Origin of the sequence: Nocardioides sp. YIM B13467, from assembly GCF_042788075.1 — a bacterium.
Taxonomy (GTDB): domain Bacteria; phylum Actinomycetota; class Actinomycetes; order Propionibacteriales; family Nocardioidaceae; genus Nocardioides.
Genome location: NZ_JBHZPJ010000004.1, coordinates 1 through 18,912 on the forward strand (window position 1 = coordinate 1; position 18,912 = coordinate 18,912).

The 18,912-nt window shown below is 69.5% G+C and carries 19 protein-coding genes and 1 pseudogene; 9 read left to right on the forward strand and 11 right to left on the reverse strand.

All coding sequences use genetic code 11. The annotated features are described in order from the left end of the window. A pseudogene (locus ACFX43_RS00930) lies at positions 1 to 453 on the reverse strand (oxidoreductase); the annotation flags it as partial. Positions 454 to 487: 34 nt separating this feature from the next. Between ACFX43_RS00930 and ACFX43_RS00935 the strand changes: the two are divergent. Continuing rightward, on the forward strand, positions 488 to 1,372 hold the full coding sequence (locus tag ACFX43_RS00935) for a class I SAM-dependent methyltransferase (RefSeq protein ID WP_378815901.1): 885 nt from the start codon (positions 488 to 490) through the stop codon (positions 1,370 to 1,372). 9 nt (positions 1,373 to 1,381) lie between these two features. Here ACFX43_RS00935 and ACFX43_RS00940 read toward each other — a convergent pair whose 3' ends face one another. Continuing rightward, the gene (locus ACFX43_RS00940; protein WP_378815903.1) at positions 1,382 to 2,212 is read right to left on the reverse strand and encodes a hypothetical protein; all 831 of its coding nucleotides are present in this window, start codon (positions 2,210 to 2,212) and stop codon (positions 1,382 to 1,384) included. A 349-nt stretch (positions 2,213 to 2,561) separates the two neighbouring features. Between ACFX43_RS00940 and ACFX43_RS00945 the strand changes: the two genes are divergently transcribed. After that, a complete protein-coding gene (locus ACFX43_RS00945) occupies positions 2,562 to 3,761 on the forward strand; it encodes a glycosyltransferase (protein ID WP_378815905.1) in 1,200 nt (399 codons plus the stop codon). A 51-nt stretch (positions 3,762 to 3,812) separates the two neighbouring features. On the opposite strand, the gene ACFX43_RS00950 is transcribed toward ACFX43_RS00945, so the two are convergent. The 3 genes from ACFX43_RS00950 to ACFX43_RS00960 all read right to left on the reverse strand — a co-directional run bounded on the left by ACFX43_RS00950 (position 3,813) and on the right by ACFX43_RS00960 (position 6,797). Beyond that, complete coding sequence (locus tag ACFX43_RS00950) at positions 3,813 to 4,673, reverse strand: S1 family peptidase (protein ID WP_378815907.1); 861 nt, start codon at positions 4,671 to 4,673, stop codon at positions 3,813 to 3,815. Positions 4,674 to 4,883: 210 nt separating this feature from the next. Further along, positions 4,884 to 5,756: a S1 family peptidase gene (locus ACFX43_RS00955; protein ID WP_378815909.1), complete on the reverse strand. Its 873-nt coding sequence runs from the start codon at positions 5,754 to 5,756 to the stop codon at positions 4,884 to 4,886. Between the two features lie 168 nt (positions 5,757 to 5,924). Beyond that, positions 5,925 to 6,797: a S1 family peptidase gene (locus ACFX43_RS00960; RefSeq protein WP_378815910.1), complete on the reverse strand. Its 873-nt coding sequence runs from the start codon at positions 6,795 to 6,797 to the stop codon at positions 5,925 to 5,927. A 384-nt stretch (positions 6,798 to 7,181) separates the two neighbouring features. On the opposite strand from ACFX43_RS00960, the gene ACFX43_RS00965 reads away from it, so the two are divergent. Beyond that, the gene (locus ACFX43_RS00965) at positions 7,182 to 8,084 is read left to right on the forward strand and encodes a hypothetical protein (protein ID WP_378815912.1); all 903 of its coding nucleotides are present in this window, start codon (positions 7,182 to 7,184) and stop codon (positions 8,082 to 8,084) included. Between the two features lie 7 nt (positions 8,085 to 8,091). Here ACFX43_RS00965 and ACFX43_RS00970 read toward each other — a convergent pair whose 3' ends face one another. Next, complete coding sequence (locus ACFX43_RS00970; protein WP_378815915.1) at positions 8,092 to 8,916, reverse strand: hypothetical protein; 825 nt, start codon at positions 8,914 to 8,916, stop codon at positions 8,092 to 8,094. 52 nt (positions 8,917 to 8,968) lie between these two features. Next, positions 8,969 to 9,742 (reverse strand): IclR family transcriptional regulator, encoded by a 774-nt coding sequence (locus ACFX43_RS00975; RefSeq protein WP_378815917.1) that lies wholly within the window; start codon positions 9,740 to 9,742, stop codon positions 8,969 to 8,971. A gap of 188 nt (positions 9,743 to 9,930) precedes the next feature. Between ACFX43_RS00975 and ACFX43_RS00980 the strand changes: the two genes are divergently transcribed. Beyond that, positions 9,931 to 10,590: a maleylpyruvate isomerase family mycothiol-dependent enzyme gene (locus ACFX43_RS00980; protein ID WP_378815919.1), complete on the forward strand. Its 660-nt coding sequence runs from the start codon at positions 9,931 to 9,933 to the stop codon at positions 10,588 to 10,590. Here ACFX43_RS00980 and sigJ read toward each other — a convergent pair whose 3' ends face one another. Continuing rightward, a complete protein-coding gene (sigJ, locus tag ACFX43_RS00985; RefSeq protein WP_378815921.1) occupies positions 10,591 to 11,472 on the reverse strand; it encodes an RNA polymerase sigma factor SigJ in 882 nt (293 codons plus the stop codon). It abuts the gene before it with no gap. 138 nt (positions 11,473 to 11,610) lie between these two features. Between sigJ and ACFX43_RS00990 the strand changes: the two genes are divergently transcribed. Continuing rightward, positions 11,611 to 12,063 (forward strand): carboxymuconolactone decarboxylase family protein, encoded by a 453-nt coding sequence (locus ACFX43_RS00990; protein ID WP_378815923.1) that lies wholly within the window; start codon positions 11,611 to 11,613, stop codon positions 12,061 to 12,063. Positions 12,064 to 12,153: 90 nt separating this feature from the next. Here ACFX43_RS00990 and ACFX43_RS00995 read toward each other — a convergent pair whose 3' ends face one another. After that, positions 12,154 to 12,336: a hypothetical protein gene (locus ACFX43_RS00995; RefSeq protein WP_378815925.1), complete on the reverse strand. Its 183-nt coding sequence runs from the start codon at positions 12,334 to 12,336 to the stop codon at positions 12,154 to 12,156. A gap of 199 nt (positions 12,337 to 12,535) precedes the next feature. Between ACFX43_RS00995 and ACFX43_RS01000 the strand changes: the two genes are divergently transcribed. Both ACFX43_RS01000 and ACFX43_RS01005 read left to right on the forward strand, forming a co-directional pair. Beyond that, positions 12,536 to 13,306, forward strand: a complete 771-nt coding sequence (locus tag ACFX43_RS01000) for a hypothetical protein (protein ID WP_378815927.1) — start codon at positions 12,536 to 12,538, stop codon at positions 13,304 to 13,306. Between the two features lie 81 nt (positions 13,307 to 13,387). Further along, positions 13,388 to 14,290, forward strand: coding sequence for an endonuclease/exonuclease/phosphatase family protein (locus ACFX43_RS01005; RefSeq protein WP_378815929.1), 903 nt, complete (start codon positions 13,388 to 13,390; stop codon positions 14,288 to 14,290). A gap of 4 nt (positions 14,291 to 14,294) precedes the next feature. Here ACFX43_RS01005 and ACFX43_RS01010 read toward each other — a convergent pair whose 3' ends face one another. Next, positions 14,295 to 15,518 carry an alanine racemase gene (locus ACFX43_RS01010; RefSeq protein WP_378815931.1) on the reverse strand — a complete coding sequence of 408 codons (1,224 nt, stop codon included), beginning with the start codon at positions 15,516 to 15,518 and terminating at the stop codon, positions 14,295 to 14,297. 98 nt (positions 15,519 to 15,616) lie between these two features. Here ACFX43_RS01010 and ACFX43_RS01015 point away from each other — a divergent pair, with 98 nt between their 5' ends. Further along, positions 15,617 to 16,222, forward strand: a complete 606-nt coding sequence (locus ACFX43_RS01015) for a TetR/AcrR family transcriptional regulator (protein ID WP_378815933.1) — start codon at positions 15,617 to 15,619, stop codon at positions 16,220 to 16,222. Positions 16,223 to 16,231: 9 nt separating this feature from the next. Here ACFX43_RS01015 and ACFX43_RS01020 read toward each other — a convergent pair whose 3' ends face one another. Continuing rightward, positions 16,232 to 17,440, reverse strand: a complete 1,209-nt coding sequence (locus tag ACFX43_RS01020) for an amino acid deaminase/aldolase (RefSeq protein WP_378815935.1) — start codon at positions 17,438 to 17,440, stop codon at positions 16,232 to 16,234. A 127-nt stretch (positions 17,441 to 17,567) separates the two neighbouring features. Here ACFX43_RS01020 and ACFX43_RS01025 point away from each other — a divergent pair, with 127 nt between their 5' ends. Beyond that, a complete protein-coding gene (locus tag ACFX43_RS01025; protein WP_378815937.1) occupies positions 17,568 to 18,875 on the forward strand; it encodes a D-arabinono-1,4-lactone oxidase in 1,308 nt (435 codons plus the stop codon). Positions 18,876 to 18,912: the final 37 nt, after the last annotated feature.

The following is an 18,912-nucleotide window of genomic DNA, read 5'->3' on the forward strand; positions in this document are numbered from 1 at the left end:
GAACGCCGCCACGACCAACGCCGGCGCCGACGTCGGCGCGAGCAGCAGATCGGAGAGACGCCGCAACCGCTCTGCCGAGTCGGCCGAGCGCGGGCGACCCAGCTCCTCAGCCTCCAGCGACCCCGCGGCCGCGAGCGCATGCAGCCGCGCGAACGCCTGCAGCGGCGCGTGCTTCACCACCGGCACCAGCGAGAGCAGCTCGGTCGAGAGCCGCACCGCGTCCTGCGCGATCGCGTCCCCGCCGGAGGCGCGAACCTCGCCCAAGGACGACGAGGACCCTTCCAGCACGGCAGAGGCGTGCGCACCGCGCAGCAGCGACTCGGCAGTGGTCTCCGGAGACGTACGCCGCAGTCCCCGGTCACGCAGCATCACATCGATGCCGTCACGAGCTGCGGCGAACCCCGAGGCCACACCTTCGAGCGACACCAACCGGGCAAGCGGATCGTCCTTCACGCGTCAACCTTAAGCGCGCGTTACCCTGACCGAGATGACGGACCCAGCCAACCCCGATCCGGCACGCTCCTTCGGAGGCGTGGCGGACAGCTATGACCGCGGGCGCCCGTCCTACCCGGTGGATGCGGTGAAGTGGCTGGTCGGCGAGGAGCCGTGCTCGGTCCTCGAGCTCGGGGCCGGCACCGGCAAGCTCACCGAGGTGCTGGTCGGCCTGGGCCACGACGTCTTCGCGACCGACCCGGACGACGCGATGCTCGACATCCTCTCCGGGAAGCTCCCGGACGTACGCGCCACCAGCGGTACCGCCGAGCAGATCCCGACCGGCGACAGCCTCTACGACGTGGTCGTCGTCGGCCAGGCGTTCCACTGGTTCGACCACACCAAGGCGCTGACGGAGATCGGGCGAGTGCTGCGTACGGACGGACGACTCGCCGTGGTCCAGAACGAGCGCGACGAGCGGATCCCCTGGGTGCGCAAGCTGGGCAGGCTGATCGGCAAGCAGGACGGTGGCTTCGACCCGGCCCCGATCCTCGACGACTCCGGGTTCTTCTCGGCCGTCGAGGCCCAGACCTTCCGGCACTGGCAGGTCGTCGACCGCCACTCGATCCAGGACCTGGTCCAGTCGCGCTCCAACATCGCCACCCTCGAGCCGGAGGCCCAGGAGCAGAAGCGCCGCGAGGTGCTGGCCTTCTACGACGACTACGGCCGCGGCATGGACGGCATGCAGCTGCCCTACAACTGCCGCGCCTGGCGGGCGCAGGTGCTCCCGCACGCGCAGGTCAAGCACACCGTCGAGATGGACGAGGAGCCGGAGTCGAAGGTGCCCCTGGCCAAGCGCACCGACACCGCCGTACGCCTCCCCCGCGTCATCACCGACCCCGAGAACGGCGACGACGACCTGCTCATCGACTTCCGGTGAGCCCCGCGATCAAAGCACTGTGCGCGGACGCGTCGTGAGCGCGTCGCGCTCCGGGTCCATCAGGTCGAAGCTCTGGAGGACCCAGAAGATCGTGAAGCAGACCAGCAGCGAGACCTCGGTCGCCAGCAGCCAATACTTCCAGCCGGCCAGGCCCAGCACGATCCCGCCCACCAGCAGCACCACCATGGCCACGACCAGCGCCCAGTAGGTCTTGTCCAGCCGCGTACGCGCCTTGTCGGCCTCCTGCGCGATCTTCCGCACGCCCCAGTCGGTGTTGAGGACGACCGCCAGCGCGAACGGCGTGAAGGTGAACACGGCCGCGAGCCCGTGCGCCTTGGTCGCGAAGCTCTCCTGGTCGATCAGCAGCCAGCCGACCCCGACCACCCATGCCCCCGCGACGGAGACCAGGCCGATGGCACCCCAGCGCGACGGCCAGGCCCCGGCGGCGGCGCGCTTGCGGAGCCCGAAGATCAGCACGACCACCCAGCCGATCGCCATCACCGCCAGATAGCTCCAGGCGTTGTTGACGATGGCGGCCTTGTCGATCTGCTGCCCGATCTCGGGCGTCGGCACGAAGCCGACCATCGGCGCCGAGAGCCCGGCGAGGTTGAGCGCGGTGTCCTCCGCGTCGGTGTAGCCCCGCAGCACCACCAGACACACACCCAGCGCACACAGCACCGCGGTGAAGACCGGGCCCGCCGGGGTGTAGTAGTAGGACGAGATGGAGGTCTGCCACTCCCCACTCATAACCGTCTCGGCACCCACCGAGATCGCCAGCCCCGCGAGCAGACAGCACAGAGCGAAACGGACATAGCGGTACGTCGTCACCTCGGTCGTCATACTCCCGAACGTAGCGGGATCCGGCCACCCTCGGGGCCCCATTCGGCAGCGCGTCCGAGACCCGCGCCAATCGTTCACCGAGCAATCTCGAAGAACGCATAGCGTGACGAACGCCACATCGGATACCGTAAATCGAGCCCGGATCCTCGCCGGTTTCGATAAATCCTCCGTCGCTCCTACGATGCGCGCGTGAAGATGACGATCAAGTGAAATCCTTCGCCCCGAGCCGATGATGTCTTGGGATGCGCCCACGGACGCGTTAGCGTCCGGACGAAGCCGCATATCTCTGCCGTAGCCCCACCACCATCACCGCTCGGGCGATGCCTCCTGCGGAAAAAGTGAGGTCGACATGTCCACCGTGACATACCTCGAGGACGGCCCTTCCGTCCTCTCCCTGTACGAAGGTTTCTTCGCCGGTGGCGCCCGGATCCTGCACACCGCAGTCGTCCGCGCGCTCGACGCCACCACGCCTCAGCAGCACAGCGTGCTCAGCCTCAGCGACCGCGTGCAGCGCGAGTTCACCGCGCAGCGGATCTCCTCCGACAACTCCTACCGCCGCCTGACCTCGGCCGGCGTCCCGGTGCGGGCATTGAGACGTACGCCGACGGGCCCCATCACCACCAGCCAGCTCAAGCGCGTGGCGCAGTCGGTGGCCAAGGCCGACGTGGTGCTCTCCCTCAAGGAGCAGCCGCTCACGGTGCTGGGCAGGGTCGGTACGTCCGGGACTCCGCTGATCACCTGCCTGCACCGCTCCGACCCGGAGCATCAGGGGGCAGGGGTGCAGGAGCTCATCGACCTCGACCGGGCCGGGCTGCTGACCGCGGCCGTGTGCTGCGCGGAGTCGACCCAGCGGGCTTACCACGAGGCGACCGGGATCCCGCTGGAGCGGCTGCCGGTCTTCCCCAACGGGGTCGACCTCTACAAGTTCCGCACCGATGCCGAGCTGCGGGCCGGCAAGCGGGCCGAGCTCGGCGTGGACGGCGACGCACCTGTGGTGATGATCGCGGCTCGCTTCGACGAGATGAAGAACATCCCGCTCTTCGTCCGGGCGGCGCGCCGCTTCGTCCAGGAGCACCCCGACGCCCACCTCGTCATGTGCGGCGCCGGGATGACCGCGGACAATCCGGCCTTCGCCCAGCTCATCACCGAGGAGCTCGGCGCCTGGCCGGCGCTGGAGAACAACCTGCACGCCCTCGGGATCCAGAGCCAGATGGCGCCGCTCTACAACGCCGCCGATCTGATCACGCTCACCTCGGCATTCGGCGAGGCCGCCCCGCTCTGCCTGCTCGAGGGGATGGCCTGCGGCGCGGTCCCGGTGACCACGCCGGTCGGCGACGCTCCGGCGATGGTCGGCGACCTCCGTCTGGTCTCGAGCTTCGACCCGGCCGAGATGGCCGAGTCCTGGAAGGCCGCCTTCGCCCAGCGCGAGGAGCACTTCGAGCGGATCTTCCGCAACCGACAGCGCCTCTCCGAGCAGCGGCTCTTCGATGCGTACGCCCGGCTCATCAAGGACTCCGCCGACGCAGCACTGATCCCGGTGGCGGTTTGAGACGACCGCTGGTCGAGCCCCGTGAGCGGAGCTCGACCAGCGGTGGGCCGATCAGTAGATGGTCACGCCGTAGGCGTTGACCGCCTCCCGAACGGGCTGGAAGAAGGTCGTTCCGCCTGTGGTGCAGTTGCCGGAACCACCCGAGGTGATGCCGAGGGCCTTGGTGCCGTCGTAGAGCGCGCCGCCGGAGTCACCGGGCTCGGCGCACACGTTGGTCTGGATCAGGCCGCTGACCCGGCCGGAGCCCTGGTAGCGGACGGTGACGTTGAGCGCCTGGACGGTGCCGGTGTGGACGCCGGTGGTGGAGCCGTCTCGGGTGACCCGCTCACCGACGTACGCGTCGGCGACCGAGAAGCCGCCGGGGTGCGAGAGCGAGGGGTTGTCATAACGGACCAGGGCGTAGTCGTTGCCCGGGAAGCTCGAGGAGACCGTCGGGCCGATCAGGGTGGACTGGCCCGAGTTGGCGTACCAGGTCGGAACCTCGTCACCGCAGTGACCTGCGGTGATGAAGTAGTAGCTGCTGCCGCTCTGCACGTTGAACCCCAACGAGCAGCGGTAGCCGGAGCCGTAGATCGCATCGCCGGCGCCGAGCAGGGTGGTGAACTTGCCGGCGGTGCGCTTGATCGTGAGTGCCTCGGCATCGGCGCCGGCGGCCTTGGTGACCTTGGCCAGCTCCGCCTTGGAGACGGTGGAGTCGGCGGTGACGACGACCTTGCCGGTCGCGGCGTCGGTGTACCAGGCGATGCCGGATACGGCCGACTTGTCGACGGCGGAGTTGACCGCTGCCAACGCCTTCGGACTGAACTCCTTGTGATCCGGTGCGGCGACAGCCGGCGTGGTGGCAGCGGTAGCTGCCAGACCAAGACCGGCGACGACTGCGGCCAGACGGGTGCGGGACGTGGTGAACCTCATGTGTTCCTCCTACGAACGACCAGGCACCCGCGTGGTTGCAGGCGCCAGGAATGCCCGACCACCGCGATGTGCCCGAGCACGCCTTCTCGGGAGTATGTCGACGGGTCGATCGGTCGGCTACGCGAAGGAAGAAAATTTCACCGCCAGGCGGAAATCATTACCAAATAGCGCGAAGTGGTCTGAACCACTTCGCCCAATTTCAGCGGCGTATCAGTAGATGTTGACGTCGTAGGCGTTGACGGCCTCGCGGACGGGCTGGAAGAAGGTGGTGCCGCCGGAGTCGCAGTCACCGGAGCCGCCCGAGGTGATCCCGAGCGCGGTCGAGCCGGCGTAGAGCGGGCCCCCTGAGTCGCCCGACTCGGCACAGATGTCGGTCTGGATCATGCCGCGGACGGTGCCGGACCCGCGGTAGCGGACCGAGACGTCGAGCGCCTCGACCCGGCCGGAGTGCACGCCGGTCGACGAGCCGTCGCGGGTGACCCTCTGGCCCACGCGGGCGTCACCGACGGAGTAGCCGCCCTGGTGGGTCAGCGAGGTGTTGTCGTAACGCACCAGCGCGTAGTCGTTGCCCGGGAAGCTCGACTTCACCGTCGGCCCGATCCGGGTGGTCCGGCCGGAGTTGGTGTACCACGTCCCCACCTCTTCGGCGCAGTGGCCGGCGGTCAGGAAGTAGTGGGTGCCATGGCTGCGTACGTTGAACCCGACCGAGCACCGAACGCCGGAGCCGTAGACGGCGTCGCCGGCGCCGAGGAACGGCTTGAACTCGCCCTTGGCGCGCTTGATCGTGATCGCGTCGGCATCGGCCCCGACCGTCTCGGTCAACCTGCTCAGCGCGGATGCGGGGACGGTGGAGTCCGCGGTCACGACCACCTTGCCGGTGGCCTCGTCGGTGTACCAGGCGATGCCGGACAGCGCGGACCTGCTGACCGCGGAGTCGACGGCGGCGTAGGCGGCCGCCAGCGTGTGGGCGCGGGCCCCCACCTCTGGGGGCGCGGCGACCGCCGGCGTGGCCGCGGCGCCAGCCGCCAGCCCTAGTCCGACCGCTGCAGCGAGCAGACGGTTACGTGACCTGGTGAACCTCATACGTTCCTCCACCGCGGATTGTGCCCGAACACGACCACAGTGAGTATGTCGTTGTAGGCACCTCATCGGCCAGTCGTTGGCAAAAAACTTTCGTAGTTCGACGAAATTTCGTACGCCGCGGGGCAAAGTGGCTCAAACCACCTCACCCCGCGGCGTACCTGTGCTTGATCAGTAGATCGTGGCGCCGTACACGCTGAGCGCCTCGGTCACCGGCTGGAAGAAGGTGGTTCCGCCGGTGGAGCAGTTACCGCTGCCGCCGGAGGTCAGACCCAGCGCGGTCGAACCAGAGTAGAGCGCGCCGCCGGAGTCACCGGGCTCCGCGCACACGTTGGTCTGGATCAGGCCGCTGACGGTTCCCTCGGCGTAGCGGACGCTGGCGTTGACCGCCGTCACGGTGCCGGTGTGGACACCGGTGGTCGAGCCGTCGCGGGTGACGCTCTGGCCGACCCGAGCGGTGCCCGCGGTGAAGCCACCGGTCTTCGAGATGGTCGAGTTGTAGCGGACGATCCCGTAGTCGTTGCCCGGGAAGCTCGAGCCCGCGGTCGAGCCGAGGAGCGTGCTCTGCGAGGAGTTGGCGTACCAGGTCGAGACGGCGTCGGTGCAGTGGCCCGCGGTCAGGAAGTAGTCGGCGCCGCCGACCTTGACGTTGAAGCCGAGCGAGCAGCGGGAGCCGCCGCCGTAGATGGCGTCGCCGGGGCCGATGAGCGGGCTGAACTCGCCCTTGGTGTGCTTGACGGTCACAGCCTCGTCGCCCTGGCTCGTCTTCTCGGCGGCAGCGTCCTTGACCTCCGCGATCTCGGCCGCGGAGACGGTCTCGTCGACGGTGATGACGACCTTGTTGGTGGCCGGGTCGGTGTACCACGACGAGCCGACCGGAGCGGACTCGGCGACGGCCGACTTGACCGACGCGACCTCGGCCTTGCTGAACTCGGCATCCGCGGCGGCTGCCGGGACGGCGACGGCGGCGGAGGCCGCGAGACCCACACCCGCGGCAAGCGCGGCGATCGTGCGGGGACGGAAGGTGGTGCGTTGGAACCTCATACGTCTCCTCCTGGGGGAAAGGCCCACGTGTTGTGGGCTTCCGCACCCGAAACCACGGGTTTCGCGGCTTACCGGGGGCGGGTAACTGAGTTTCGTGTTCTTTCCCCTGCCCCGCATCACAATCGATTCCCCAAGAATCTGCATTGCAAAGACTCGTTCATCGAATTCCTGCAATGCAGCAACACGCGATTCCGCAGGGTTTGCGGCTCCGCGCCGAAAGAAGAGGATTGGGTAAGCATTGCCAAGTTGTAGGTGCCCGGGTCCTGGGCCGCGTACGGTGGGTATCCGTGTTCATCTCGCTGCTCGAGCGGGGATTCGGGCGGGATTTCGTCCGTCTTCCAAACCTTCGGCGTGGCGACTGTTGATAGATGGTAGACAAACCCCATGCCGTATCCGCCGCCCCCAGGCTCCCCCGGTTCGGGCGCGCCTGACGAGGAGCCGCAGAAGCAGCCTGCCCCTTTCGACTACAACGAGCGCCTGATCGGGCTCTCCGACGAGGGCGGCAACCGGCCGGCGTTCAACGCCCGCAAGGAACGCGCCGGCCAGGGCGGGCCACTGCGCCAGGTCCTGACCATCGCCGTCTCCCTCGGGCTCGTGGTCGTGTGCGGGGTGGTCGTCTACGCCCTCTTCACCCGCGGCGATGACGCGGCCACGACCGCCGGAGCGCCGACCGCGAGCGACACGGCCTCGGCCGGCAGGACACCGAGCGAGTCGGCGAGCCAGGGCGGCGGAAGCTCCGACGTCGGCGGTGAGTCCAGCGGCAAGCCCGACTGGCCCGGGACCAGCTCCGCCGACCCCAGCGACGGCGCCACCAGCTCGCGTTCGACCATCGGGCCGGAACACCTCTCCAAGGCCGACGTCCCCCGCCCATGGCAGTTCACCTACGGCGACGTCACCCTGAAGGCCCGCTACCTGAGCGGCAAGGACTACTCCGGCTGCAAGGCGACGCTGAAGCCCGCGATCCGCAACCTCGGCTGCGACTACGCCGTGCGGGTCTCCTACAAGGCGCAGCGGGGCAACCTGCGGATGACCCACTTCATCTACGACTTCAGCACCGTCGAGGCCGCCGGCAAGGCCGCCACGAAGATCGAGCCGCGGCACGTGATCCCGCCCACGGAAGCCTCCCTGCCCGGCTACACCCAGGGATGGTTCAAGGTGAAGGACTACGGCAAGTACGTCGTCTACACCATGGTCACGGCCAGCGACGGAATCACCGTGGCCCAGGGCAAGGAGTACACCTCCTACGGCAACACCGACCTCGGCGCGGAGATCCTCTTCCGGATGTGAGCCGGCCTCAGGGGGTCGCCTGGTCCCCTGCGTCGGGGGAGGCTCCTACCGTGGGCGAAGGCCCGGTCGAGGTGCTGCCGCTCTCGCTCGGCTGCGCCGACGGTGAGGAGCTCGACCCGGTCGAGGTCGACGGCTCGGCGCTCGGCTCCTCCGTCGTGGCCGACTCGGACGGCTCGGCCGACTCCGAGGGCTCGGTGCTCGCGCTCGCGGACTCCTCGGGAGTCGCGGTGGCGTCCGGTGACGGGTCCTCGCGCCGCTTGTCGTCGCCCTTCTCCGAGTCGCCTCCGGTCACCCGGGAGATCGTCGTGCTGCCGTCTCCACCGCTCGTGATCGAGCTGACGCTGCGCCCGGCCAGCAGCTCGAAGACGGTGATCGCGGCGACCACGACCACGAACATCGCCAGCGAGAGCAGCGCGATCCGCTTCCAGGGCAGAGTCTTGAGGCGCTCCTGCCACGACAGCGTCGGCTCGGCGTCGCCGTCCTCGTCCCCCTCGGCCACCTCCGCCGCCTCGGCCACGGAGTCCGAAGCCGGCTCTGTCGCAGGCTCCGGGCTGGTTCGTACGCCGGCGAGCCCGGCCGCCCGCCACCGGGCCAGGGCCTGGACGCTGGTCACCTTCTGGTGGCTCTTCGCGAGCCACTGCGAGTAGAGGTTGGTGCCGATCGTGGCCGCCACGCTGCCCATCGCCGCCCCGACGAGGGTGCCGACGGCACCGAGCGTGGAGAGCAGGACGGCGGAGGTGACGGCAGCGAGGGCGCCTGCGGCGGTCGCGATCCAGTCGATGCGTGTCGGTTTCGATTCTCGGGTATCGCTGGAGGGCGGGGTGTTGCTCATTGGTCCGAGCGTAACTCGCGACCGGACGCTACCGGCATCAACTTGACGCAGATCACCCTTGACTCAGGTCACGCTCCAGAGCCGCTGCGCCGGACATCAGGGTGGCGACGACGCTCGGCAGGGACTCCTTGTCGTAGCGGACGCTGGGCATGGAGATCGACATCCCGGCGACGACGTCGCCGCCGGCGCCACGGACGGGGACGCCGACCGCGACCACGCCACGCTCGGAGCGGCCGTCGTTGAAGGCGAAGCCGTTGCGGCGTACGCGCTCGAGCTCGGTACGCAGCGCGTCGATGTCCGGGCGATCGGCCAGGTGGTCGGCGTACCTCTCCCGGGAGTAGATCGAGGCGACCTCGTCGTCGGAGATCTGGGCCAGGAGCAGGAGGCCGGCGGTGGTGCGGTGTGCGGGGAAGACCATGCCCTCGCGGGAGCCGACCTTGAGCGACTGCGGCGACTCGACCGAGGCGATGAAGCGGCAGGTGTCACCGGTGCGTACGGCGACGTTGGCGGACTCGCCCAGCAGGTCGACCAGGCGCTGCAGATGCGGCAGCGCGACCTGGCGGAGCCTGGATGCGGTCGAGCGCGAGTGGGCGGCCAGCTCCAGCACCGGTCCGGCTCGGTAGACCTTGTCCTCGTCCTGGACCGCGAAGTCGCGGTAGACCAGCATCGCCAGCAGCCGGTGGGCGGTGGAGCGAGCGACGTCGAGCCGAGCCGCTGCCTCCGAAACGGTCAAGCGGCCTTCGACCTGAAGGATCGCCGCCAGCTTGAGTGCGTGGTCGACGCTGGTGATCGCGTACGGGGGCCGGGTCTTGAGCGGCTTGTCCATCCCACCTCTTCCTGATCACACCAAACCAAGCATCTATCGCTCGCCTTCGCAGGAGATTGACCGAGCTGGCGACGGGGCTGTGACAATGACCACGTCTTCGAGGCGCTCCGTCCCACCGCACCCAGATCGACCAGTGAGGAACACCAGACGATGAAGCTCGACACCATCCGTACCGCCGAGGGAACGTGATGTCCGTCCTGATCGGCACCACCCCGACGCGTACGTTCGACGACGCCCGCCGCTGGGTCGCGGAGGGCACGGCCCTGCTGACCGGCGCCATCGACGGCCTCGCCATCGACGGCTTCGATGCCGACTCGCAGCTGCCGGGCTGGACCCGCAAGCACCTGGTCGGCCACGTCGCCGCCAACGCCGATGCCCTCGGCAACCTGATCTCCTGGGCGGAGACTGGCGTGGAGAAGCGGATGTACGCCTCCACGGAGCAGCGCAACGCCGACATCGAGGCGGCGGCGACGCGACCGGCCGAGGAGCTCCGCTCCTGGTATCACCGCGGCGCCGCGGAGCTCGACGCGGCCATGGACCGACTGACCCCCGAGCAGTGGGAGCACGAGGTGATCACCGCTCAGCTCGTCACCCGGAAGGCGAGCGACGTCCCGTGGATGCGGGCCCGTGAGGTCTTCGTCCACGCCGTCGACCTCGGCGTCGGAATCACGTTCGCCGATCTGCCCGACGACTTCCTGCTTGCGCTGGCCGGCGAGATCCGTACGAAGCGGGGTCTCTCGGACGACGACCTGAGCGGCGTCGACGGCCCACTCCCCGAGGTCGCCGCCTGGCTTGCGGGACGGCCGCACGGCCTCTCCGGCACACCGGAGCTCGGGCCCTGGCTGTGATCAGCTCCAGCGGGCGAGCTTGTCCGGGTTCAGGACGATCCAGACGTCGGTGACCCGGCCGCCGGCGACCCGCAGGTTGGCGACGCCGCGGTGAGCGCCGTCCTCGACGAAGGTGAACCCGAGGCCGTCGGCGGTGGCCTCCGTCCGGATCGCCCAGGTCGGCCGCTTCGTGAGCACGCCCAGCAGGAACCGCGCCACCTTCTCCGGCCCGAGGATCGGGTTGAGGGCCGCGCTGACCCGGCCACCGCCGTCGGAACGGAGCGTGATCGACGGGTCCAGCAGCGTCACCAGCCGGCCGAGGTCGCCGCCGGCCGTGGCCGAGACGAAGGCGCGTACGACGTCGTCGTGCTCCGGCAGCGGGGCGACGTCGTCGCGGTGCTGGGCGACCCGGCGGCGCGCGGAGGCCGCGAGCTGCCGTACCGCGGCCGGGGAGCGGCCGACCACCCCGGCGATGTCGCCGAACGGGACGGCGAAGATGTCATGGAGCACGAACGCGACCCGCTCGGCCGGGGTCATCGCGTCGAGTACGACGAGCAGCGCGGTGCTCACCGTGTCGTCCAGGGTCGCCCGGTCGGCCGGATCCTCGGGGGCTGCCAGGAAACCCGGCCTGACCGGCTCGGGCAGCCAGGGGCCGACGTACCTCTCCCTTCGGCTGCGCGCCGACTTGAGTACGTCGAGGCAGACCCGGCTGGTCACGCGGCTCAGCCAGCCGGAGGGGTTGTCGATCGCCGCCCGCTCGTCGTCGGAGAGGCGATACCACCGCAGATAGGTCTCCTGGACCGCGTCCTCGGCCTCCTCGACCGTGCCGAGCAGCCGATAGGCGAGCGCGATCAGGCGGCGGCGCTCGATCATCACCTCGCCCAGGTCGTCCATGTCAGGCATCGTGGCATCTCCTCCGGGGTTCACCCAGTGTGACGAGCCAGACATCGCGATTGTGAGGTGGCGACCTCACATTCGCATCGGCCGCCTCGTCAACCTGATGAGTGCCCGCGCAGTGCGGGCCAGACCCGAAGGACCCAGATGCTCGCCAACGTCAACGTCACCAAGCTCTTCCCCGCTGCGTACAAGGCCCAGATGGCCGTCGAGGAGGCGGTCGAGGAGGCCATCACCGTCGCCGGCCTCGACCGGCTCACCGTCGATCTGGTCAAGCTCCGCGCCTCCCAGATCAACGGCTGCGCCTTCTGCCTGCGGATGCACACCCAGGACGCCATCAAGAACGGCGAGACCAGCGACCGTCTCGCCCTCGTCGCCGCCTGGTGGGAGTCGCAGTACTTCACCCCCGAGGAGCAGGCCGCCCTCACCATCGCCGAGCAGATCACCCGCATCGGCGACCTGCACACCGCCCCCGCCCCCAGGGTGGACGTCGAGAGCATCCTCGACGCCAAGCAGATCGCCGCCCTCACCTGGGTCGCGATCTCCATCAACGCCTGGAACCGGATCGCGATCTCCAGCCACTACCCGGTCGCTCCGTGATCAGGACGGCGTGAACGAGATGGTTCGGGACGTTTCTGCCTATTACCTGCGGGTAGACGGGCGGAAACGTCCCGAACTACTTTTCGGCCGCTACCGATTGCTGTCGCGACCGAGCAGGTAGCCGACCGCCAGCGCGACGACCGCCAACGCCACCGGATAGCTCTGCAGGAATGCCCCGAAGACCACGTCGGCCACCAAGCCGAGCAGTTCCAGGATCACCCAGATCGCCAGGACCGTGCCGGCGACGATGAGGACCTTCCACTTCGTCTCCATCTACTGACTCACACAGTCAGAGGCGTACGTGGTCAAGCGAGGACGCATGGGGATCCTTTGTGGAGCGTGATGGCCGAGGCGGCGCCCACCCGTCGGCGCATCGCAGAAAGTAGCAGCGGTGGTGGGGGCGTACGAGAGAATCGTGGAACCGCGTGGGAACGTTTCTCCTACGTGATTCTTTACTCGGCCAGGGGGCCCGATGACTACGCCGACACCACCACCACCGCCGGACGGGTACGGCGCGATGCCTCCTGCGCCGGACCTTCAGCCTGGGACACCGGCCGGCTGGCCGCCGAACGAAAATTCGTTCGCCGTCGGAGGGCCACCGCCGCCGGAGAAGCCGCACAACCCGTGGCCCATCGTCATCGGGCTGGGGGCGATCGCGGGGGTGCTGATGATCGGCGTGATCATCACTGCCGCTCTCGTCCTGCTCCGCGGTGACGAGGACCCGACGGCCAAGCCCGGGCCGCTGACGGTGACGGCCACGCCGAGCACGTCGGCGACCGCCCCTGCCCCGGGCGGGCTGGCCGCGGATCTGTTCGAGGGCGACTGGAGGTTCAAGCTCGGCGACGTGAGCATGAACGCGACGTACGTGGCCTCCCAGGACTACCCGGACTGCGGGCCGATCGCGTCGGCGGCCCTGGAGAAGAAGGGCTGCGGCTACGCCGCGATGGGGATCCACGACGCCGAGGGCGGCAAGTTGCGGATGCTCCGGGTGATCTACGTCTTCGACAGCGAGGCGGAGGCGACGGCGGCCGCGGAGTCGGTCAAGGAGACCGACTTCGACCTGCCCACCGGCAGCCTCATCGCTGACGACGTCATCGGGAAATGGGTCGCCAAGGACTCCTCCAAGGCGGTCGTCGTCGGCTTCGTGACCGCGCAGAAGGGTGTCCCGGAGTCGACGGTCGACGACTACCTCCACTACGGTACCGCCGACATCGCGGGCGCCCTGATCTTCATGGACCTGTAGGCGCCGGAGTTCACCCGAGGTTTCCGAGTATTCGAACGCGTTTGGTTCGGCGCACACAGCGGACTCATACCGTCGGTAGGCGTGTCCCCCACTGCCTCGGACGGTCTCGCCAAGCTCGACCACCGATGGCGGGCCGTCGTGCCCGCGATCGCGCTGTGCGGTGTCATCGCCGCCGCCTTGAGCTTCCTGGTCCCGACGACCGCCTCCGCCGGCCCGACCGTCAAGGTCGCCCAGGCCGGACCGGTTCAGCCCGGCTTCCAGCGCTTCGCCTGGCTCAACGCGTGGGCCGACCACCACACCGCTCCCGGAGGTGCTGCTGCCGGCCGGCTCGACGGCGTGCCGCGGATGCGGATCGTGGTGGGTCACCTGCGGCGTACGGTCATCGACTTCGGCGTGCTCGCCGAGGTGGAGGCGCCGCAGCGGGAGGCCTTCGAGTCGTTCGGCCGGGAGTTCGCCCTCGTCTCCACGCCCGATGCCACCGACGACGCGGTCTTCTACCGGCGCTCGGTCTTCCGGCTGGTCAGCAAGGAGACGGTCACCATGTACTACCGCCACGGCGCCCACGTCAGCGCGCCGGTGGTCGTGCTGGAGGAGCGTTCCTCGGGACAGCGCGTCGGGGTCCTGCCCGTGCACTTCCCGGCGAGCCTCCCGTCCGCGCCCGGGCAGAAGAAGTGGCGCGACCTGAACGCCCGGATCGTCAAGGACGTGGTCGCGCGCGCCGAGGTGCCGATGGTCGTGGCCGGCGACTTCAACCAGCGCAACGACATCCTGTGCGACCTGACCTCGCCCGGGACCGGTCTGGTGAGTCCGCTCGCGACGCACGAAGACTGCGCCACCGCCCGCCGGGCGCCGATCGACCAGGCATTCCTCAGTCCGTCGCTACGGCCCGACCGCTACCAGGTCTACTCCGGCCCGTCGGCCCGTCGCGCCACCGACCACGGCGCGTTCTACCAGGTCAGGCTGCGACTCTCCGACATCGCCTGAGTCCTCAGAAGTACGTCCGGACCAGGTCGGTCACGGTGTAGTCGAGATCGACGACCGGGATCAGGCGCCACTTGTCGAACGCCGTGCACGGGTGCGAGATCCCGAAGCTGACCAGGTCGCCCGGCCGCAGCCCGGCATCCGTGCGCAGGAAGGCGTGCTGGTCGGCCAGCTTCTCGACGGTGCCCTCGAGCGGCTCCGCGCCACCGAAGCCGTTGCGCCGCACCGCGAGCGGGACGGGCAGGCCGTGGTCGAAGGGCGCGTCCCGCCTGCCCATTCCGACGATGACCAGCCCCTCCTCCGGGGCCGAGACGACCTGGGCCCACACCTCGATCGCCGGGTCCAGGGTGCCCTCGATGCGGCCGTAGGGCGTCTCGCCGGCGTAGAGACCGTGGTCGTGGGTGACGTACGCACCGCTGCGCAGCACCTTGCGAGGCGTCATCCCGTCCGGCCAGCCCGCGGACCAGCGCTCGGCGAGCACGTCGAAGAAGGCACTGCCACCTGCGGAGACGATGGCGTCGGCGGCGATCAGGCCCTTGGTGTACAGGCTCGAGGCGAGCTCCTTGAGACGGTCGAAGTAGTCGCCGACCGCCTCCGCCGTCCGCAGCCCGCCTTCGTAGCCGGCGACCCCCGCCAGGAGTACGCCCGGCGTGGAGTCGACCACCCGCGCGAGCTCGACAGCCTCCTGGACGGAGCGACAGCCGGTCCGCCCGCCCGGGAAGCCCAGGTCGATCAGCACGGCCAGCGGCCGGTCCTCGACCCCGACCAGGGCCGACGCCTCGGCCGCCGCCTCGACGCCCTCGACCGAGTCGACCCAGTGCAGGTGGAGGAACTCCGGGTCGGCCGCACGCTCGGAGGCCACCCAGCTCAGCGCGCTGTGGTCGAGGATCTCGTTGGCGACCAGGACCCTGCGTACGCCGGCATGGCGGGCGACCAGGGCCTGGCTGGGCGAGGCGACGGTGATCGCCCACGCGCCGGCGGCGAGCTGTCGCTGGTAGAGCGAGGGCGCCATCGTGGTCTTGCCGTGCGGGGCGAGCAGCAGGCCGTGCTCCTCCGCGAAGCCCGCGAGGGTCGCGATGTTGTGCTCCAGCGCGCTCTTCTTGAGCACCATCACCGGCCAGGTGAACGAGCCGTCGAAGAGGTTGCGGCCGGAGGTTGCGTACGTGGTGAGATCGACGGCTTCTCCCGGCTCCCAGAAGCCCTTGTCCGCCCAGGTCACTTGATCATCCATCGGGACAGAACCTACCGAGGGCCCAGCTGCGAGACATCGAGTTTTCGAGAAACTGTGGAAATCCCCAGGGAGGTATCGGCGTCGCTTATCGTGACGCCATGGCCAACCGTGCAGCTCAGAGGGCGATGACTCGCCAGCTCCTGCTGGACGCGGCGATGGATCGGTTCGTCGCGAGCGGCTACGCGGCCACGACGATCGATGAGATCGCCTCGGCGGCAGGCACCACCCGGGTGACGTTCTACGCCTACTTCCCCTCGAAGTCCGAGGTCATCAAGGCGTTGATCGCCGAGCGCCTCGAGGACGAGATGGTCCAGCTCCGCTCCCCACAGGGCAGCTCTCTCGGCGGCCTCGCCGACGCCGTGGCGGCCGGCACCCGCGAGCAGCTCGGCGCCTGGATCCGACAGGCCATTGCCCGATGGCCGGCGGTGCGCCCGATCGTCACGATCGCCCGGGCCGCCCAGGCCGTCGATCCCGATCTCACCCGCATCGTCGACGCCTGGACGGACGAGACGATCGAGGACGTCAGCGCGGGTCTGGACAAGGCGGACCGATTCGACGCCGACAGCCGGCGGCTGCGCGGCGCACTGGCGGTCGGCCAGCTCGACTATCTGTTCCAGCGCTGGGAGGACGGGTTGTGGGGTGTGGAGCACGGCCACATGTGCGAGCTGGTCACCGAGAGCTGGTTCCAGCTGCTGGGCGAGTGACCCAGCAGGTCACAGGAAGGTCTGCCCCTCGCCCCGGTAGGTCGGCGCGACGGTGATGATCGTGTCGCCCTCGATCAGCTGGAGCGTGTCGAGCCGCTCGCAGACCTCGCCCGCCTTCGCGTGCCGGAACCAGACCTTGTCACCGATCGCGAGCTGGTCGGCGGCATGCCCACGCAGCGGTGTCTGGACCTCCCCGGCGCCTTCGGTGCCGACGTACTCGAGGCCGAAGGGGTAGGTCGGGCTGGGGACGCGGTCGAGTCCAGGCGGGCCCGAGGCGATCCAGCCACCACCGGCGACGGTGACGATGCCGGGCGCAGGGCGGCGGACCACACTCAGCCCGAAGTAGGCCGCGGGATGGGGCGTGAAGCCGTCGTAGCGGTCGAAGAGGGTCGGCCCGTAGAGCCCGGAGCCGGCCGCGATCTCGGTCACCGACGGGTCGGCATGGGTGGACTCGATCGAGCCCGTGCCACCCCCGTTGACGAACTCGAGGTCGGCCAGGGAGCGTACGGCGGCGACGATCTTCCCGCGGCGCTCGGTGATCTCGGCGATCGAGGCCTTCTTCATCCTCCTGATGACGGCCGCGGGCGGGTTGCCGCCGAGCGGGCGGTCGACGGTGCCGGCGACCTGACCCTCGTAGGCCATCAGCCCGACCAGCTGGAAGTCCGGGTCGTCGGCGACGATCCGGGCCAGCGCGACGGCGTCCTCGGGGGTGCGGACCGGAGAGCGGCGGGCGCCGAGCCAGATGCGGCGCGCGATGACCAGCGCGGCGTCGAGGTCGATGGCGACGCGTACGGGGGCGACCGGGGTGCCGATCGCGGCCTTGACCAGCGACAACCCCTCGGCGCTGTCGACCATCAGGGTGACTCGGGCGAGCTTCTCCTCGTCCTTCGCGAGGGCAGCGAGCGCGGCGCGGTCGACGGTCGGGTAGCCGACCACGACGTCGTAGTGCGTCTCGGCCAGCCACAGCGCCTCGAACAGCGTGAAGGCCAGGATCCCCTCGTATCCCTCGCGGGCGAGCACCCGGTCGATCAGCGCCCGGCAGCGTACGGACTTGCTGGCCACTCGGATCGGGGTGCCAGCCGCACGGCGCACCAGATCGTCGGCGTTGGCGTCGAACGCCGCGAGGTCCACCGCCCCGACGGGTCCGTCGAGACGGGCGGTCGCCCGGTCGAGCCGTTCGTGCTGTTGCGCGGAGAGATGGTGGGAAGTCGTGACCACGACGCAAGTGTCTATGCCCCGCGCGGCACTCGCGTCAACGGGAGGTAACCATCTGTGCCATCGCGCGGGCCGATTGATGTGGGCGAAGGCGTTGACCCGACGGCTCCGAGCCGACACCCTTTCCCGCGTGGGTCAGTGGCAGAACTGGGCAGGCAACCAGCACGCGGGCGCGATCGAGGTCGTGCTGCCTCGCGACGAGGCAGAGCTCTCGGCGGTGGTCGTGGCCGCGGCGGAGGCCGGGCGGAGGATCAGGCCGATCGGCGCGGGGCACTCGTTCACCGCGATCGGCTCGCCGGTCGACATCCAGGTCAGCCTGGATCGCCTCTCAGGGATCGTTCGAGCGGACTCGACGACCGGCCTGGTGACGGTACGCGGCGGCACCCGCCTCAAGGTCCTCAACCGCGCGCTCGAGGCGCTCGGCCTGTCGATGACCAACCTCGGTGACATCGAGGAGCAGTCGATCTCCGGGGCGATCTCGACCGGCACGCACGGCACGGGAGCGCGGTTCGGCGGCCTGGCGACCCAGGTACGCGGCCTGCGGCTGCTCCTCGCCGACGGCTCCGTGATCGCCTGCTCGGCTGAAGAGAACCCCGAGGTCTTCGACCTCGCCCGGGTGGGACTCGGCGCGCTCGGGATCGTCGTCGAGGTCACTCTTCAGACCGAGCCTCTCTTCGCGCTGAACGCGCGCGAGGGCAACGGGGAGCTCGCCAAGGTGATGGCGTCGTTCGACGAGCACGCCTCCGGCACGGACCACTTCGAGTTCTACTGGTTCCCGCACACGACCCGGGTCCTGACCAAGCACAACACCCGGCTGCCGCTGCCGGAGACTCCGCTGGCGCCGGTGGGCCGGCTCCGGGGCTGGTTCGACGACGAGCTCCTCTCCAACCAGGCCTTCGGCGCGACCGTCGGTCTCGGTCTTCGGGTCCCTGGCCTGGTGAAGCCGCTGGCCCGCTTCGCCGCCTCCGCCCTCTCGCCGCGCGAGTTCACCGACATCTCCTACCGCGTCTTCACCTCGCAGCGGAAGGTGCGGTTCGTGGAGAGCGAGTACGCCGTCCCGCGTGCTGTCGGCATGGAGGTCCTCGCCGAGCTGGAGCGTGCGGTCGAGGCCTCGACATGGAACATCTCCTTCCCGGTCGAGGTCCGGGTGGCGGGCGCCGACGACATCCCGCTGTCCACCGGGTTCGAGCGCGAGAACGTCTACATCGCCATCCACACGGCGCCATCCTCGCCCTGGCGCGAGGAGTACTTCGCGACCTTCGAGCGCATCGCCGGCGAGGCCGGCGGCCGCCCGCACTGGGGCAAGATGCACACGCTCACCGCCGCTGACCTGGGCGAACGCTATCCGCGATTCGGCGACTTCGTCGCGCTGCGCGACAAGCTCGATCCGTCGCGCACCTTCGGCAACCCCCACCTCGAGCAGATCCTCGGCTCTTAACCTGCACTTCTCCCGGGGGTCACCGGCGACCCTTAGC

What these genes read in the sequence shown, in the direction of transcription:
- ACFX43_RS00935 (WP_378815901.1), top strand. Translation starts at nt 488, where the DNA reads ATGACGGACCCAGCCAACCCCGATCCGGCACGCTCCTTCGGAGGCGTG.
- ACFX43_RS00940 (WP_378815903.1), bottom strand. Translation starts at nt 2,212, where the DNA reads ATGACGACCGAGGTGACGACGTACCGCTATGTCCGTTTCGCTCTGTGC.
- ACFX43_RS00945 (WP_378815905.1), top strand. Translation starts at nt 2,562, where the DNA reads ATGTCCACCGTGACATACCTCGAGGACGGCCCTTCCGTCCTCTCCCTG.
- ACFX43_RS00950 (WP_378815907.1), bottom strand. Translation starts at nt 4,673, where the DNA reads ATGAGGTTCACCACGTCCCGCACCCGTCTGGCCGCAGTCGTCGCCGGT.
- ACFX43_RS00955 (WP_378815909.1), bottom strand. Translation starts at nt 5,756, where the DNA reads ATGAGGTTCACCAGGTCACGTAACCGTCTGCTCGCTGCAGCGGTCGGA.
- ACFX43_RS00960 (WP_378815910.1), bottom strand. Translation starts at nt 6,797, where the DNA reads ATGAGGTTCCAACGCACCACCTTCCGTCCCCGCACGATCGCCGCGCTT.
- ACFX43_RS00965 (WP_378815912.1), top strand. Translation starts at nt 7,182, where the DNA reads ATGCCGTATCCGCCGCCCCCAGGCTCCCCCGGTTCGGGCGCGCCTGAC.
- ACFX43_RS00970 (WP_378815915.1), bottom strand. Translation starts at nt 8,916, where the DNA reads ATGAGCAACACCCCGCCCTCCAGCGATACCCGAGAATCGAAACCGACA.
- ACFX43_RS00975 (WP_378815917.1), bottom strand. Translation starts at nt 9,742, where the DNA reads ATGGACAAGCCGCTCAAGACCCGGCCCCCGTACGCGATCACCAGCGTC.
- ACFX43_RS00980 (WP_378815919.1), top strand. Translation starts at nt 9,931, where the DNA reads ATGTCCGTCCTGATCGGCACCACCCCGACGCGTACGTTCGACGACGCC.
- sigJ (WP_378815921.1), bottom strand. Translation starts at nt 11,472, where the DNA reads ATGCCTGACATGGACGACCTGGGCGAGGTGATGATCGAGCGCCGCCGC.
- ACFX43_RS00990 (WP_378815923.1), top strand. Translation starts at nt 11,611, where the DNA reads ATGCTCGCCAACGTCAACGTCACCAAGCTCTTCCCCGCTGCGTACAAG.
- ACFX43_RS00995 (WP_378815925.1), bottom strand. Translation starts at nt 12,336, where the DNA reads ATGGAGACGAAGTGGAAGGTCCTCATCGTCGCCGGCACGGTCCTGGCG.
- ACFX43_RS01000 (WP_378815927.1), top strand. Translation starts at nt 12,536, where the DNA reads ATGACTACGCCGACACCACCACCACCGCCGGACGGGTACGGCGCGATG.
- ACFX43_RS01010 (WP_378815931.1), bottom strand. Translation starts at nt 15,518, where the DNA reads ATGGATGATCAAGTGACCTGGGCGGACAAGGGCTTCTGGGAGCCGGGA.
- ACFX43_RS01015 (WP_378815933.1), top strand. Translation starts at nt 15,617, where the DNA reads ATGGCCAACCGTGCAGCTCAGAGGGCGATGACTCGCCAGCTCCTGCTG.